This is a genomic window from Cnuibacter sp. UC19_7 (assembly GCF_042699995.1).
Taxonomy (GTDB): Bacteria; Actinomycetota; Actinomycetes; order Actinomycetales; family Microbacteriaceae; genus Cnuibacter.
This window is the reverse complement of the sequence record NZ_CP170560.1, coordinates 868,027-882,536: the sequence shown is the minus strand read 5'-3', so window position 1 is coordinate 882,536 and position 14,510 is coordinate 868,027. Positions and strand designations below refer to the sequence as shown.

Below are 14,510 nucleotides of genomic sequence, written 5' to 3'. Positions count from 1 at the left end.
GCGGTCATGCGAGGGAGACGGCCTCCGCGACCAGGTCGGCCAGGGTGACGTCGGCCGTGGTGCGGCCGACCATCCGCGGTGACGGGCGCAGGCCGGGCACGGTGTGGCCGCCGCCTCTGACCTCGTAGAGGGTGACCGAGGGGATGTCGGGCGTGCTGTAGCGGGTGCGGATGACCGTGGTGCGACCGTCGGAGGACGCTGCCGCTTCGAGGGGCGTCACCTCGGGCGGTCCGTCAAGGCCGTTGCGGGCCGCCAGATACGCGGCGGTCTCGAGGGCCGAGAGGCTGCGGCCGCCGACCCGGAACAGCCGTCGCGCCCACCAGCGCATCGTGCCGCCCTCGAAGGGCACGATCGGGTCACGCGTGCCGTGGACGAGGGCGATCGGGGTCGGGCGTGCCGCCGGGGCACTCGGGCTCGCCAGGAAGCTCTCGGGCGCGGGCATCGCCGCCGCGATGATCACCGCGGCGGAGACGAGTTCCGGCGCCTCGTGCAGAAGACGGAAGACCATCTGGCCGCCGTTGGAGTACCCCACCGTCACGACCCGGGCCGGGTCGATACCGTGCGAGGCCTCGAGACGGTCCACGACCATCCGCGCGAACGCGACGTCGTCGACCCCGCGCCGTCGCGCCGCGAACGAGCTCTCACGGCGAGCGTCGTTCCAGTGGCCGCGGTAGCCGTCGAGGTAGGCGACCACCGCCTCCCCGCTCGTCGCGAGGGGGAGCAGGGCGTCGTGGGTGAATCGACGGTGGGACTCGCCGTCCTGCCGGGAGCCGTGGAAGACGAGCACGAGCGGGCGGGCGGCGGGCGCGGTCGGGGCGCCGATGACGGTGAAGGTCCGCTGGAGGCCGTCGAGCTCGACGGAGTGCTGGATGACGTGGTCGACGGTGTCGACGAGGGTGTCGCGACGGAGGGCTCGGGGATCGGAGGTGGGTGTCATGCGTCGGACTGTAGACTCTGACATCGTGTCAAGGTCAAGTCGAGGGGAGACGCCGTGCTGATCGGAGAGCTGAGCCGTCGGAGCGGCGTGAGCGCGCGGTCGCTGCGCTATTACGAGCAGCACGGGCTGATCGAGGCGGAGCGCGGTGCGAACGGCTACCGCGAGTACGACGAAGCGGCCGTGGCGCGGGCCCGGAACCTCCAGCTGCTATTCGGGCTCGGGATAAGCCGCGAGCTCGCGGGCGCCGTTCTCGCGTGCAGCGGCGACGCCGCACCGGAGGTGCACCGCGCCTCACGGGACCAGCTCGCGGAGGTGCGCGACCGCATGGCCGAGCGGATCGCCGAGATGACGGTGACGCACGCGGCGCTGTCGCGCATCGTCGACGAGGTGGGCTGAGCGGGGGTCGCTGTCAGCTCGCCGCTCGTCGTTCGGCGATGTGCGCATCCGCCTCGGCTGGTCAGCCGGAGAAGGTCTCGACGTTGACGATCTCGACCGCGATGTCGCGCCCGTTGGGAGCGGTGTAGGTGGTCTTCTCGCCGATCTTGAGGCCGATGATGGCGCTGCCGAGCGGGCTCTGCTCGCTGTAGACGTCGAGGTCGGTCTGGCCCGCGATCTCGCGGGAGCCCAGCAGGAAGCGCTCTTCGCCGCCCGCCACCAGGGCTGTGACGACGGTGCCCGGCTCGACGACGCCGTGGCTCTCCTTGGCCTCGCCGACCTCGGCCGTGCGCAGCAGCTCGGTGAGCTGGCGGATGCGCGCCTCGATCTTGCCCTGCTCGTCCTTCGCGGCGTGGTAGCCGCCGTTCTCCTTGAGGTCGCCCTCTTCGCGCGCCGCCTCGATCTTCTTGGCGATGTCGAGGCGAGCGGGGCCGCTCAGCTCCTCGAGCTCGGCGGCGAGTCGGTCGTATGCGTCCTGCGTCAGGAAGGTGGCCTCTGCCATGGGAGCACTCCTCGTTAAAGCTCGACGCCCGGACCTCTGGCCCGGACGTATCAGAGAACTCTACGACAGCCAGCAGCTGGAGATCAAACCCGTGGTGGCCAGCTCCGTGGTGCGCACGGTCTCGGAGAGGGGCCGGATCGCCGAGTCGCTCGGGGGCACGTCGACGACCTTCCACCCGACTGTGCGGAAGTCGGCGTTCATCGCCTGGATGGCGCAGCGCACCGAGGCCCCGGCGGGCGCGGAGAGGTTCCAATCGACCGTGACCGTGGTGTCGTCGACCACCTGGTGGCCGGTGTCGGTGGCTTGGATGCTCGCCGAGTCGCCGTCGAGACCCGCCCACACGACCCAGGCGCCTGCGACGACGAGCGCCGTGATCGTGCCGCCGATCGCGAACGCCTTGCCCCGGAAGCGCCTGCCCTTCGTCCGGCCGTAGCGTGCCGCGATCTCGCTCGACTCGATCCGGTCGTCGGGGTCGACGTAGGCCGGACCGGGGGTCTCGATCTCCTCGTCGTGGCTCACGCGGCGACCTCTCGGACTCGAACGGATAGTCTGGATGCACCACAAGGGTAGACGTACTTCCTAGGAGTTGAGACCGCTGAGCCTCCGTTTGATGGCGGTGCACGCCCATCCCGACGACGAGTCGAGCAAGGGAGCCGCGACCTACGCGTACTACCTCGATCGGGGCGTCGAGGTGATGGTGGTCAGCTGCACCGGAGGGGAGCGAGGCTCCGTCCTCAACGAGTCCCTCGCCGACCGCAGCTGGGCCGAACGCGACATGGCGGGGCTGCGCCGCATCGAGATGGCTGCTGCTCAGCAGGCCGTCGGCTTCGAGCACCGCTGGCTCGGCTACCACGACTCCGGTCTGCCCGGGGAGGGGGAGCCCCTGCCGACCAACGCGTTCGCGGCGATCCCCGTCGAGACCTCGGCGGCGCCCCTGGTGCGGCTGATGCGCCGGTTCAAGCCCCAGGTGCTCGTGACCTACGACGAGAACGGCGGTTACCCGCATCCCGACCACATCCGCTGCCACGAGATCTCGATGCGCGCTTACGAGGCGGCAGGTGATCCCGAGGCGTATCCGGATGCGGGCGAGCCGTGGGAGGTCTCGAAGGTCTACTACGACCGCATCATGAACCCCGCCCGCTTCGAGGCGGTGTTCGAGACCCTCCGGAGCGAGAGCCCGGAGAGTCCGCTCCTCGCCTCGTTCACCGAGATGCGCGAGTGGATGGAGAAGCGCGAGCGGCCCGTGGTCACCGCCCAGGTTCCGGCGGGCGGGTTCTTCGAGGTGCGTGATGCGGCGCTCCGCGCCCACGCCAGCCAGGTCGCGCCCGACACCCCGTTCTTCTTCTGGCCGAACGACATGCAGCGCCGCGCCTGGCCGTACGAGGACTTCCAGCTGGCCGCGTCGCGGGTCTCTCCCGCGATCGCAGGCGACGACGTCGAGAGCGACCTGTTCGCCGGGATCGAGGACGCATGACCCCCCTGCTCGCCTCCGCCACGACGGCGTGGCTGCTGGCTGACGACACCACGCCGGATCCCGACACCGTCACCCCGGGTGTCGTCGGCTTCATCGTGACGTTCCTCGTCGCCGCGGTGACCGTGCTCCTCGTCATCGACATGGTGCGCCGCGTGCGCCGGGTCAACTACCGCGAGAAGGTGCGCATGGAGCTCGAGGAGGAGCTCGCGGCCCAGAACCGCGGCGACAAGGGCGCGGGATCGGGCACGCCGGAGCGCTAGTCCCGCGTGTCCGCCCGGGCTCGCCGGGGGCGCCGTCACTCCGACACCGAATCTCGGCAAGTCCGGCTCCAGAGCAGGGGCTTTCCGGCATCCGGTGTCGAGGTGGCGGTATGAGCTCGACAGTCCGAAGACTGAGGGCGTCCCGGCTCGGCGCACTGATCGTCATCACGAGATTCCGGGGGAGCGCCGCCCTATTCGTCGAGCTTGGTCAGATGCCGTGACGAGGATCGACGATCGCTCGGACCCCGGCGCCGTGCGCAGGTCCCTCCGTGAGTGATGACGATCGCCGGATACTCAGCGGCGCGGAGCCGGTGGGAGGGATCTGCTCAGCGCGGGTCAGACGCCGTTCGGCGGGGCGACGGCGACGAGGAGGATGGCCGTCCAATGGCAGAGGAACGCGATCACGGTGAACGCGTGGAACACCTCGTGGAAGCCGAACCTCCCGGGGAACGGGTTCGGCCGCTTGAGCGCGTAGGCGACGGCGCCGAGGCTGTAGGCGATGCCGCCGACGGCGACCAGGATCATCGTGGCCGGGTTGGCGGTGTAGATGTCGACCGCGTACATCACCGCGGCCCAGCCGAGCAGGAGGTAGAGCGCCACGTAGAGCCAGCGCGGGGCGCCGATCCAGAACACGCGGAAGGCGATGCCGAGGACCGCGCCTCCCCAGACGAGTGAGAGCAGGAGCGCGGCCTTGTCGCCGGAGAGGGTGAGCGCCGCCATGGGCGTGTAGGTGCCGGCGATGAGCAGGAAGATGTTCGAGTGGTCGATGCGCTTGAGCAGCAGCTTCGTCTTCGGCTTCCACGCGAAGCGGTGGTACAGCGCCGAGTTGCCGAACAGCATGATCGACGTGACCATGAAGACGGCGCTGGTCCACTTGGCGAGGGCACCGTCGGCCAGGCAGATGAGCACGATGCCGGCCGCGATGGTGAGCGGCAGCATGCCGGCGTGGAGCCAGCCGCGCCACGAGGGGCGCTCCTCCGCGGGGGCCGGTGACAAGCCCTCCTCGAGGACCGGGATGTGCGCAGAGCTCATGTCGTCCAGGCTACGTGGGGGCTCCGGGCGTCGGCTGGGAGATCGCCTGCCGGGCGAGTACGGTGAACCTGTGCCGATTAGCCGCGACCTCCTCGGGGAGGGCCTCCTCTACCGGGTGTACCAACGGCGCATCCGCAAGAGCCTCGAATCGGCCGAGCTGCCCAAGCACGTCGCGATGATCGTGGACGGCAACCGCCGCTGGGCCAAGCAGCGCGCACTCGAGACCGCCGCGCACGGCCATCGTGCGGGCGCGGCGAAGATGCTCGAGTTCCTGCAGTGGTGCGACGACCTCGGCATCGAGGTGGTCACCCTCTATCTGCTCTCCACCGACAACCTCAAGAACCGCGGCTCGGAGGAGCTCGACGAGCTGGTGAGGATCATCGCCGACCTGGCCTACGACGTCTCGCACTACCGCGACTGGCGCGTGCAGCACCTCGGTTCCGACCGTGGCCTGCCCGACGACCTCGTCACGGCGCTCCGCGAGGCGGAGGCGAGCACCGCCTCCGCGACCGGGCTCCACGTCAACCTCGCGGTCGGCTACGGCGGGCGCCATGAGATCGCGGAGGCGGTGCGCAGCATCATCCAGGCGCACCGGGCGGCGGGCCACGGGTTCGACGAGCTCGAGGCGTCGATCGACCAGGAGCTCATCGCCGACCACCTCTACACGGGTGGGCAGCCCGACCCGGATCTGGTCGTCCGCACGTCGGGGGAGCAGCGTCTGAGCGACTTCATGCTGTGGCAGAGCGCCCACAGCGAGTTCTACTTCATGGAGGCCCTCGGACCCGACGTCCGCGAGGTCGACTTCCTCCGCGCGTTGCGCGACTACGCGCGCCGCCACCGCCGCTACGGCGGGTGAACTACACCGGTGTAACTCGGCGTTAATCTGATCGGTCGCGTGTCGTAACCCGCCGAGAGCCCGGGAGTCGTAGTTTCAGTGTCATCAGGTATGGCACCTGGTCGAGACGGCCACATAAGTTCGTTTCGCGATCCACTGGCCGGCTCGTTACACGGTCCGAGCGCCACGCGCTCGGGGTTGGAGTGGATGTGGCCGAGCCCATGACCCGCAAGTCCAGCAAGATCACTCGAAAGGACGTCTCGCCCTCAGGCAGCACCCCAGACACCGTCAAGCAGACCGAGCGTACCTATGTGTTGGATACCTCGGTCTTGTTGTCTGACCCGAAGGCGATCTTCCGATTCGCGGAGCACGACGTCGTGCTCCCGGTGGTGGTGATCTCCGAGCTGGAGAAGAAGCGGAACGACCCGGAGATCGGCTACTTCGCCCGCCAGGCGCTGCGCAACCTCGACGAGCTGCGCATCCAGCACGAGCGTCTCGACTTCCCGATCGCGCTCGAGAACGGCGGCAGCGTCCGCGTCGAGCTCAACCACTCGAACCAGTCCGTGCTGCCGTCGGGCCTCCAGCTCGGCGACAACGACACACGAATCCTCGCCGTGGCGCTCAACCTGTCGAACGACGGCCTCGACGTCACGGTCGTCTCGAAGGACCTCCCGCTCCGCGTGAAGGCCGCGTCGATCGGCCTCGCCGCCGAGGAGTACCGGGCAGAACAGGCGCCCGACTCGGGCTGGACGGGCATCACGGATCTCTCCCTCGGCTCCGACCTCATGGCGAAGCTGTACGAGCACGAGGAGCTCGACACCCCCGCGGTCGCGGGGCTGCCGATCAACACGGGGCTCGTCATCCACTCCGATCGCGGATCGGCACTGGGTCGCGTGACCGGGCCGAACGCTCTCCGTCTGGTGCGAGGCGATCGCGACGTGTTCGGCGTGCACGGCCGGTCGGCCGAGCAGCGCATCGCGATCGACATGCTGCTCGACCCCGAGATCGGCATCGTGTCGCTCGGCGGTCGCGCGGGCACCGGCAAGTCGGCTCTCGCGCTCTGCGCCGGACTCGACGCCGTGCTCGAGAAGCAGCAGCACCGGAAGATCATGGTCTTCCGTCCGCTGTACGCGGTAGGCGGTCAGGAGCTCGGCTACCTGCCCGGCGACGCGGCCGAGAAGATGAACCCGTGGGCTCAGGCGGTGTTCGACACGCTCGGCTCGCTCGTCTCGCAGAACGTGCTCGACGAGGTGGTCGACCGGGGCATCCTCGAGGTGCTGCCGCTGACGCACATCCGTGGTCGCTCTCTCCACGACGCCTTCGTGATCGTCGACGAGGCGCAGTCGCTCGAGCGCAACGTGCTGCTCACGGTGCTGTCGCGGATCGGCCAGAACTCGCGGGTGGTGCTGACCCACGACGTGGCCCAGCGCGACAACCTGCGGGTCGGCCGGCACGACGGCGTCGCGTCGGTGATCGAGACGCTGAAGGGGCACTCGCTGTTCGGGCACGTGACCTTCACCCGATCGGAGCGCTCGGCCATCGCGGCCCTGGTGACCGAGATGCTGGAGTCGAACGAGCTGGCGTAGCGGTCAGCGCGTGGGCACGTAGCGGGTGGCCACGGCTCCGGACTCGAGGCGGGTCTCGCCGATCGGCGTGAGCTCGATCGGGGAGGGGAGCCCACCGAAGAGGTAGGGGCCGTGGCCGGCCACCCGCGGATGCACGACGAACTCGTACTCGTCGATGAGGTCGAGCCGGGCGAGAGCGGTCGGGAGGGCGACTCCTCCCGTGTAGAGGCCCTCGCCCGGCTGGGCCTTGAGCGCCCGGATCTCGTCCTCCAGACGGTCGCCGCCCCGCAGCAGATCGGCGTTCCAGTCGGCGGCGTCGGCGTCGAGCGTCGTCGAGACCACGTACTTCTTCGCCGTGTCGATGGTGCGGGCGAAGGGCCTCATCCAATCCGGCCTCGAGTCGGGGAAGGGCCCACGCCAGGCATCCTCCATCATCGAGTAGACGTGCCGTCCGAAGATCAGCGCGTCGGCTCGGCCCAGTGCCTCGGCCGCGTGCCGGTGGAGGGAGGGATCGGCGACTCCCTCGCGGTGGTCGACGCAGCCGTCGAGTGTGACGTTGATGGAGTATCGCAGCGGACGCATGCGGTCAGGGTAGCCCCCGGACCGCGTGACGTCACCGGCCCGTGACCGGCACCGCGCTTCGTGACCGGCACTGCCCGAGCTCGGGGCCGGCTCACGCCGGCGACAGCACCACACCGACCCAGGCGGCGAGCAGCAGCGGGGGCCCGAGGGGGATGTGTCGGTCGCCCGAGCGCAGCGCGTCGAGCGCGAGCAGCCCGCAGAGCACGACCGCCGCTGCGCACGCGGTGAGGGCCGCGGATGCGCCGCCCACCAGCGCGACCGCACCGCATAGCCCGATGGACAGCTTGACGTCGCCCATCCCGACCGCGCCGACCCGCCAGCAGACGGTCATCAGCGCCGCCGCGCCGAGCATCCAGAGACCCACCGGGGGATCGCGGCAGGCCGCCATCGCAGCAAGGGCGAGGCCCGGGAGGGTGAGCGCGTTGGGGAGGCGCCGCTCGACGAGGTCGGCGAGCGCGAGCCGGCATCCGGTCGCCGCGAACCACAGCCCGGGGAGGAGGCCCGCCTCCGCTCCCCGCACGGCGACCGTGACGAGGCAGAGGAGAGGGACGACGACCGGCATGCGACGACGGTAGGGCTATCGGGCCAGACACGGAGAAGCCGGGTGCACATCTGTGGATGCGCACCCGGCTTCTCGGGGCTGTGCAGGAGCGCGGCGCGCGGCCGCGCTGCGCTCAGGACTGGGCGGGACGGGTCATCGAGAGCACGTCGAGGGCGGAGTCGAGCTGCTCGAGCGTGACCTCGCCGCGCTCGACGAAGCCGAGGTCGATGACGGCGTCGCGCACCGTGATGCCCTTGGCCACCGAGTGCTTCGCGATCTTGGCCGCCGCCTCGTAGCCGATCACGCGGTTGAGCGGCGTGACGATCGAGGGCGAGGACTCGGCCAGTGCGCGCGCACGCTCGACGTTGGCCTTGAGCCCCCGGACGGTCTTATCGGCCAGCAGCACCGACGACGACGAGAGCAGACGGATCGACTCGAGCAGCGCCGTGCCCATCACGGGGATGGCGACGTTCAGCTCGAACGAGCCCGAAGCGCCCGACCAGGCGATCGAGGCGTCGTTGCCGATCACCCGCGAGGCGACCATGAGGACGGCCTCGGGGATGACGGGGTTGACCTTGCCGGGCATGATCGACGAGCCGGGCTGGAGGTCGGGGATGTGGAGCTCGCCGAGACCGGTGTTCGGGCCCGATCCCATCCAGCGGAGGTCGTTGCAGATCTTCGTGAGCGACACGGCGAGGGTGCGGAGCGCGCCGGAGGCCTCGACGAGCGAATCGCGGGCGCCCTGCGCCTCGAAGTGGTCGCGCGCCTCGGTGATCGGCAGGCCGGTCTCCTCGGCGAGCAGCGAGATCACCAGCTGCGGGAAGCCGGCCGGGGTGTTGATGCCCGTGCCGACGGCCGTGCCGCCGAGGGGCACCTCGGCCACGTGCGGCAGGGTGTTCTGCACACGCTCGATCCCAAGACGGATCTGAGCCGCGTAGCCGCCGAACTCCTGCCCGAGGGTCACGGGCGTGGCGTCCATGAGATGGGTGCGTCCCGATTTCACGACGGTCGCCCACTCGGCGGCCTTCTCCTCGAGGGCCTCGGCGAGGTGCTGGAGCGACGGGATGAGGTCGTGGATGAGCGCGCCCGTCACGGCCACGTGCACCGACGTGGGGAAGACGTCGTTCGACGACTGCGAGGCGTTGACGTGGTCGTTCGGGTGCACCGTGCGCCCGAGCGACTCGGTCGCCAGGGTCGACAGCACCTCGTTCATGTTCATGTTCGACGAGGTGCCGGAACCGGTCTGGTAGACGTCGATCGGGAACTGCGCGTCGAGGTCACCGGTGATGACGCGGTCGGCCGCGGAGGCGATCGAGTCGGCGATGTCCTGCTCGAGCACCCCGAGGCGGGCGTTGGCGAGGGCCGCGGCCTTCTTGATGCGGGCGAGCGCCGCGATCTGCGCCGACTCGAGCACAGCGCCCGAGACGGGGAAGTTCTCGACCGCGCGCTGCGTCTGCGCCGCGTAGAGGGCCGACTTCGGGACCCTCACCTCTCCCATCGTGTCGTGCTCGATGCGGTACTCGGTCTCGGGAGCGGTGTCCACCACTGTGTGGTCGTCCTTTCATCAGGGAGTCGCTGCTCATCGCAGCGGGAGGGTGAGCGGAGAGGTCAGACCTCGCCCATCACGATGTCGGCGTAGGCGCGGCCCTCGGAGAGGCGGTAGTTCGCGCCCACCACGGCCAATCTACCGTCCGCGACCGCGCGAGCGACGATGTCGGAGGACTGCATCAGCTCCTGCACGGTGTCGCGCAGGTGCATGCGGCCCACCTCCTGCGGGTCGATGTCGGCGACCACGAGCTCGCCGTTCTGGTCGCGCGGCGCGCTCAGCTTGTAGATGGCGGGCGTGATCTTCTGCACCAGGGTGCGGATGCTGCCCGGCAGGGGCTGCGCATCCGGCTCGACAGACCCGATGGCGGCCGCGACCGCACCGCAGGCGTCGTGCCCGAGCACGACGATGAGCTTCACCCCGAGCACCTCGACCGCGTATTCCAGCGACCCCGCGATCGACTCGGCCATCACCTGGCCGGCGTTGCGCACCACGAAGAGGTCGCCGAGGCCGAGGTCGAAGATGATCTCGGCCGCGAGTCGCGAGTCGGAGCATCCGAACAGCGCGGCCATCGGCTGCTGCACCGCCTCGAGCTCGTGACGGCGCTCGACGTCCTGGCGCGGGTGCAGAGGCGTGCCGGCGACGAAGCGCTCGTTGCCGGCCATCATCTCGGCCCACACGGATGCGGGCGTGGTCCTGGTGTCTGTCACGTCGTCTCCCGGACCCGCAGGCGGGTCATCTGGTCTCGGCTGGTGAAGGGTCTGATGAGGGGATGGAGGTCTACTGGCTCGACGCATCGGTCTGCGCGAGCACGTTCGAGGCGATCGAGGCGGCCACCTGCTGGACCTCCTCGGGCGTCGCCGTGCCCGCCACGATGTACGTCGACCGGCCCGACTCGGCCTCGAGGGCGTACTGGTTGTTGCCGAAGTCGCCCGACCGTCCGCGGTTGTCGAACACCGTCCAGGTCACGCCGTCGAGGTCGACCGTGCCGGCGGCGACGCTGTCGCCCAGTTGCTGCGCCATCCAGGTCGGGTTCGAGTCGAGCGCCTGCGTGAGACCCACGTACTGCGGCGAGTCGCCGGAGGTGAGGAGGCCGATGTACCAGGAGGCCACACCGTCGGCGCCGCCGCCCCGCAGCTCGGCGGCGTTCGACGTCCACCCCTCGGGGAGCGAGGGGACGGCGAGCGGGACGGGCATCGAGGTCTGGACCGACTCGGCCACCTGCGCGTAGTCGATCGGATCGCGCTGCACGGTCGTCGGGCGGGGGACCGCGAGGATGATCACGGCCACGAGTCCCACCGAGACGAGGAGCGAGAGCACGAGGTTGTTCAGCGTCTTGCGCTGCCGGTACAGGCGGGACTGCTCGGCCAGGCGAGCGGCGGTCTCCTGCGGGGTCTCGGGGCGGCCGAGCTCCGCGACGATCGGCTTCGAGGTGCCGGCCACGGTCAGCCCTCGACTCCCCGCCTGGCGGCATCGAGACGCTCGCGCGCGCCGAGCAGCCACTGCTCGCAGCGCGAGGCCAGCGCCTCGCCGCGCTCCCAGAGCGAGAGCGACTGCTCGAGGGTGGCGGAGCCCTGCTCGAGCTCACCCACGACGCGGATCAGCTCGTCGCGGGCCTGCTCGTAGCTGAGCTCCGAGACGTCGGCCGTGGGCGATTCTGGCATGGGGGGTTTTTATCCGTTCCGGCTACGACGAGGCTCAGAGCGGGGGATGCGCGGAGCGGACGTGATCGGCCTTGGTGCCGAGCGACGTCGCCCCGACCACGCCCTCGGCGAGTGTGAGAGTGAGCGTCTCGCCGGCGGGGGCCTCGGCGGCGGAGCGGACCACCGCGCCGGTCGAGGACTGGGCGATGGCGTACCCGCGGTCGAGGGTGCGCTGCGGGGACAGCGCCCGCACGTGCGCCGCGAGCTCGCGCACGGTGCGCGCCTCGTGCTCGATCGCGCGCTCGACGAGCTCGACGCCGCGGGCGACGAACCGGGTCAGCTCCTCTGACCTCGAGTCGATGATCCAGGACGGGGTGGCCAGCGACGGCCTCGACCGCAGCTGCCCGATGCGGTCGACCTCGACCTGCACCTGGTGGCTCACCCGCATCCGGATACGGGAGCGGGCCTGGTCGACACGGCTCAGCTCTTCCGCGACATCCGGGATGACCCGCTTCGCCGCGTCGGTCGGGGTGGAGGCACGGAGGTCGGCGACGAGGTCGAGCAGGGGGCTGTCGGCCTCGTGCCCGATGGCGCTGACGAGGGGAGTGGTCGCGGCGGCCGCGGCCCGCAGCACCGCCTCGTCGCTGAATCCGAGCAGGTTCTGGAAGTCGCCGCCGCCGCGGGCGACGATGATGACGTCGACCTCGGGATCGGCGTCGAGCTGCGCGATGGCACGGCTCACCTCGCGTGCCGTGCGATCGCCCTGCACGGCGGCGTGGACCACACGGAAGTGCACCGACGGCCAGCGCAGCTGCGCGTTGCGCAGCACATCCTTCTCGGCGTCGCTGTCCTTGCCCGTGATGAGGCCGACGCAGCCCGGGAGGAAGGGCAGCGGGCGCTTCCGCTCGGGCGCGAACAGGCCCTCGGCGGCGAGCGTGCGCTTCAGCTGCTCCAGCCTCTCGAGGAGGTCGCCGAGGCCGACGTGCCGCACGTCGTACGCCTGCATGGTGAGCGAGCCGCCCTTGACCCAGTAGTTGGGCTTGACGAGCATGAGCACCCGATCGCCCTGCTTGAGGTCGGCCGGGATGCGCGACTTGACCGACGACCAGATGGTGAACCCGATCGTCGCATCGGCCGTGAGATCGCGGAGCTTGCCGTAGACGTTGCCGCCCGACACACCCCACTGCGTGATCTCGCCCTCCACCCAGGCCGTGCCGAGGCGGTCGATGTAGCCGCGGATCTTCTCGGCGAACCCGGCGACCGGCCAGGGGTTCTCGAGCGTGGGCGGTGCGTCGATGCCGGCGGGTGCGTCGGTCACTGTCCTCCTGTTCGCGGCCGTGTTCGCGGTGGGCGGACCCCACCTGCGTCTGCGCAGCCCGACATAGAATCGGGAGGTGAGCAACGCGACGATCAGCCTCGGAGTGCCCCGGATGCCGGGCACGAGGACCAGGCTAGACGATAAGCCGGTGGCCGGTCAGAAGCGTGTGCTGCTCGCCGCCCCCCGCGGCTACTGTGCAGGAGTCGACCGCGCGGTGGTCGCCGTCGAGAAGGCTCTGGAGCACTACGGCGCCCCCGTCTACGTGCGCAAGCAGATCGTCCACAACAAGCACGTGGTCGCCACCCTCGAGAGGCGCGGCGCGATCTTCGTTGAGGAGGTCGACGAGGTGCCTCAGGGCTCGCACGTCGTGTTCTCGGCGCACGGTGTGTCGCCGGCCGTCGTGCAGGGCGCCGCCGATCGCGGGCTCCAGGCCATCGACGCCACCTGCCCCCTGGTCACCAAGGTGCACCGAGAGGCCGTGCGCTTCGCGCGCGACGACTTCGAGATCCTCCTGATCGGCCACAAGGGCCACGAGGAGGTCGAGGGCACGGCAGGCGAGGCGCCCGAGCACATCACGCTCGTGAACGGGCCCGAGGACGTCCCGTTCGTCGAGGTGAAGGACCCGGAGAAGGTCGTCTGGCTCTCGCAGACCACGCTGTCGGTCGACGAGACGATGGAGACCGTTCGGCTGCTGCGCGAGCGCTTCCCCCACCTGCAGGATCCGCCGAGCGACGACATCTGCTACGCCACCCAGAACCGTCAGGTGGCCATCAAGAAGGTGGCGAAGGACGCCGATCTCGTCATCGTGGTGGGCTCCGCGAACTCGTCCAACTCCGTGAGACTGGTCGAGGTCGCCCTCGAGTACGGCGCGAAGGCCGCCTACCGGGTCGACTACGCCGACGAGGTGCGGCAGGAGTGGCTCGACGGCGTCGAGACCGTCGGCGTCACCTCCGGTGCCTCCGTGCCCGAGGTGCTCGTGCAGGAGCTGCTCGATCAGCTCGCGGGCGCCGGCTACGGCGACGTCGAGACGGTGACCACCGCCGAGGAGGACCTCGTGTTCTCGCTCCCGAAGGAGCTGCGGAAGGACACCGCGGGTCAGCGCGACGCGCGGGCGCTGGGGGGCCGCTCCCGCGCCTGAGCGCGTGCGGCCCCGCCGCGCGCCGCCCCGGGTGCTCCCTTGCGTCTACAGCGCCTTCCGCGTACAGCGCCTTCCGTCTACAGCGGGGGAGCGGTGGAGAACTGATCGAGCACGGTCGGATCCGACAGCAAGGCGATCAGGTACAGCACCGTCGCCGAGAGCGTGGCGACCACCCCTGCCACGAGCGGGATCCAGAACGTGAGCCGGCGCGCGCGCAGCGAGACCACCGAGATCCATACGGTCGCGAGGTAGAGCACGATCCAGAAGATGCCCACGCCGACGCCCGCGGCCGAGAACTCGCCGTTCGGCGAGTAGTCCTGGATGTCGTACAGTGCGGCGAACTGCCGGAGGAACGAGTCGAGGTCGAACAGCGTCACCACGTTGTTGATGACCGAGAACAGCCCGAACACCAGCAGCGCGATGGTCGCGACGAAGTCGCCGCCGCGCCGAGGTCGGTCTCCGGGCGCCCCACCGGGCCCGGGCACAGGGCCGGGAGCACCGGGTGCGCGCGGCGGCGCCCATCCGCCCGAGGGCGCGGACGCGGGTGCCGCATCCTCCTCGTCCGTCGGCTTCGCCGGTGTGGCGTAGGGGTCGGGCGGCGGCTGCCACGTCCATCCGGGAGGGGCAAGTTCGCCGTACTTCGGCTTGGGCCGGGGGTCGCTCTGCTCGCCCCGGCCTGCGCCGTTCTGCTCGTCGGTCACG

Annotated in this window: 18 protein-coding genes; 6 read left to right on the top strand and 12 right to left on the bottom strand. The window is 70.3% G+C overall.

What is annotated here, in order from left to right; genetic code table 11:
• Positions 1 to 4 precede the first annotated feature (4 nt).
• Positions 5 to 937 carry an alpha/beta hydrolase family esterase gene (locus ACFJGV_RS04170; protein WP_378147061.1) on the bottom strand — a complete coding sequence of 311 codons (933 nt, stop codon included), beginning with the start codon at positions 935 to 937 and terminating at the stop codon, positions 5 to 7.
• A gap of 54 nt (positions 938 to 991) precedes the next feature.
• Here ACFJGV_RS04170 and ACFJGV_RS04165 point away from each other — a divergent pair, with 54 nt between their 5' ends.
• A complete protein-coding gene (locus ACFJGV_RS04165) occupies positions 992 to 1,333 on the top strand; it encodes a MerR family DNA-binding transcriptional regulator (protein WP_378147060.1) in 342 nt (113 codons plus the stop codon).
• Between the two features lie 61 nt (positions 1,334 to 1,394).
• Here ACFJGV_RS04165 and greA read toward each other — a convergent pair whose 3' ends face one another.
• Both greA and ACFJGV_RS04155 read right to left on the bottom strand, forming a co-directional pair.
• Positions 1,395 to 1,874 carry a transcription elongation factor GreA gene (greA, locus tag ACFJGV_RS04160; RefSeq protein ID WP_378147059.1) on the bottom strand — a complete coding sequence of 160 codons (480 nt, stop codon included), beginning with the start codon at positions 1,872 to 1,874 and terminating at the stop codon, positions 1,395 to 1,397.
• 60 nt (positions 1,875 to 1,934) lie between these two features.
• The gene (locus tag ACFJGV_RS04155) at positions 1,935 to 2,393 is read right to left on the bottom strand and encodes a DUF4307 domain-containing protein (RefSeq protein ID WP_378147058.1); all 459 of its coding nucleotides are present in this window, start codon (positions 2,391 to 2,393) and stop codon (positions 1,935 to 1,937) included.
• A 91-nt stretch (positions 2,394 to 2,484) separates the two neighbouring features.
• Here ACFJGV_RS04155 and mca point away from each other — a divergent pair, with 91 nt between their 5' ends.
• Both mca and ACFJGV_RS04145 read left to right on the top strand, forming a co-directional pair.
• Positions 2,485 to 3,348, top strand: coding sequence for a mycothiol conjugate amidase Mca (mca, locus tag ACFJGV_RS04150; protein ID WP_378147056.1), 864 nt, complete (start codon positions 2,485 to 2,487; stop codon positions 3,346 to 3,348).
• On the top strand, positions 3,345 to 3,608 hold the full coding sequence (locus ACFJGV_RS04145) for a hypothetical protein (protein WP_378147054.1): 264 nt from the start codon (positions 3,345 to 3,347) through the stop codon (positions 3,606 to 3,608). Before mca ends, ACFJGV_RS04145 begins: the two co-directional genes overlap by 4 nt.
• 336 nt (positions 3,609 to 3,944) lie before the next feature.
• Here the strand turns inward: ACFJGV_RS04145 and ACFJGV_RS04140 are convergent, their stop codons facing one another.
• Positions 3,945 to 4,640, bottom strand: a complete 696-nt coding sequence (locus ACFJGV_RS04140; protein WP_378147053.1) for a hemolysin III family protein — start codon at positions 4,638 to 4,640, stop codon at positions 3,945 to 3,947.
• Positions 4,641 to 4,710: 70 nt separating this feature from the next.
• Here ACFJGV_RS04140 and ACFJGV_RS04135 point away from each other — a divergent pair, with 70 nt between their 5' ends.
• Both ACFJGV_RS04135 and ACFJGV_RS04130 read left to right on the top strand, forming a co-directional pair.
• The gene (locus ACFJGV_RS04135) at positions 4,711 to 5,496 is read left to right on the top strand and encodes an isoprenyl transferase (RefSeq protein WP_378147051.1); all 786 of its coding nucleotides are present in this window, start codon (positions 4,711 to 4,713) and stop codon (positions 5,494 to 5,496) included.
• A 200-nt stretch (positions 5,497 to 5,696) separates the two neighbouring features.
• A complete protein-coding gene (locus tag ACFJGV_RS04130; protein WP_378147050.1) occupies positions 5,697 to 7,061 on the top strand; it encodes a PhoH family protein in 1,365 nt (454 codons plus the stop codon).
• Positions 7,062 to 7,064: 3 nt separating this feature from the next.
• On the opposite strand, the gene ACFJGV_RS04125 is transcribed toward ACFJGV_RS04130, so the two are convergent.
• From ACFJGV_RS04125 to xseA, 7 genes are all read right to left on the bottom strand, one after another.
• On the bottom strand, positions 7,065 to 7,622 hold the full coding sequence (locus tag ACFJGV_RS04125; RefSeq protein ID WP_378147048.1) for a dihydrofolate reductase family protein: 558 nt from the start codon (positions 7,620 to 7,622) through the stop codon (positions 7,065 to 7,067).
• A gap of 91 nt (positions 7,623 to 7,713) precedes the next feature.
• On the bottom strand, positions 7,714 to 8,184 hold the full coding sequence (locus ACFJGV_RS04120) for a prepilin peptidase (RefSeq protein ID WP_378147047.1): 471 nt from the start codon (positions 8,182 to 8,184) through the stop codon (positions 7,714 to 7,716).
• A gap of 112 nt (positions 8,185 to 8,296) precedes the next feature.
• On the bottom strand, positions 8,297 to 9,709 hold the full coding sequence (locus ACFJGV_RS04115) for a class II fumarate hydratase (RefSeq protein WP_378147045.1): 1,413 nt from the start codon (positions 9,707 to 9,709) through the stop codon (positions 8,297 to 8,299).
• Between the two features lie 62 nt (positions 9,710 to 9,771).
• Positions 9,772 to 10,377 carry a carbonic anhydrase gene (locus tag ACFJGV_RS04110; protein ID WP_378148620.1) on the bottom strand — a complete coding sequence of 202 codons (606 nt, stop codon included), beginning with the start codon at positions 10,375 to 10,377 and terminating at the stop codon, positions 9,772 to 9,774.
• Positions 10,378 to 10,489: 112 nt separating this feature from the next.
• Positions 10,490 to 11,152, bottom strand: a complete 663-nt coding sequence (locus ACFJGV_RS04105) for a DUF4245 domain-containing protein (protein ID WP_378147043.1) — start codon at positions 11,150 to 11,152, stop codon at positions 10,490 to 10,492.
• Between the two features lie 2 nt (positions 11,153 to 11,154).
• A complete protein-coding gene (locus ACFJGV_RS04100) occupies positions 11,155 to 11,373 on the bottom strand; it encodes an exodeoxyribonuclease VII small subunit (protein ID WP_378147042.1) in 219 nt (72 codons plus the stop codon).
• Positions 11,374 to 11,407: 34 nt separating this feature from the next.
• The gene (xseA, locus tag ACFJGV_RS04095; RefSeq protein ID WP_378147040.1) at positions 11,408 to 12,670 is read right to left on the bottom strand and encodes an exodeoxyribonuclease VII large subunit; all 1,263 of its coding nucleotides are present in this window, start codon (positions 12,668 to 12,670) and stop codon (positions 11,408 to 11,410) included.
• 112 nt (positions 12,671 to 12,782) lie between these two features.
• Between xseA and ACFJGV_RS04090 the strand changes: the two genes are divergently transcribed.
• Positions 12,783 to 13,808, top strand: a complete 1,026-nt coding sequence (locus ACFJGV_RS04090) for a 4-hydroxy-3-methylbut-2-enyl diphosphate reductase (RefSeq protein WP_378148618.1) — start codon at positions 12,783 to 12,785, stop codon at positions 13,806 to 13,808.
• A gap of 77 nt (positions 13,809 to 13,885) precedes the next feature.
• Here the strand turns inward: ACFJGV_RS04090 and ACFJGV_RS04085 are convergent, their stop codons facing one another.
• A complete protein-coding gene (locus ACFJGV_RS04085; RefSeq protein WP_378147038.1) occupies positions 13,886 to 14,509 on the bottom strand; it encodes a DUF6264 family protein in 624 nt (207 codons plus the stop codon).
• Position 14,510: the final 1 nt, after the last annotated feature.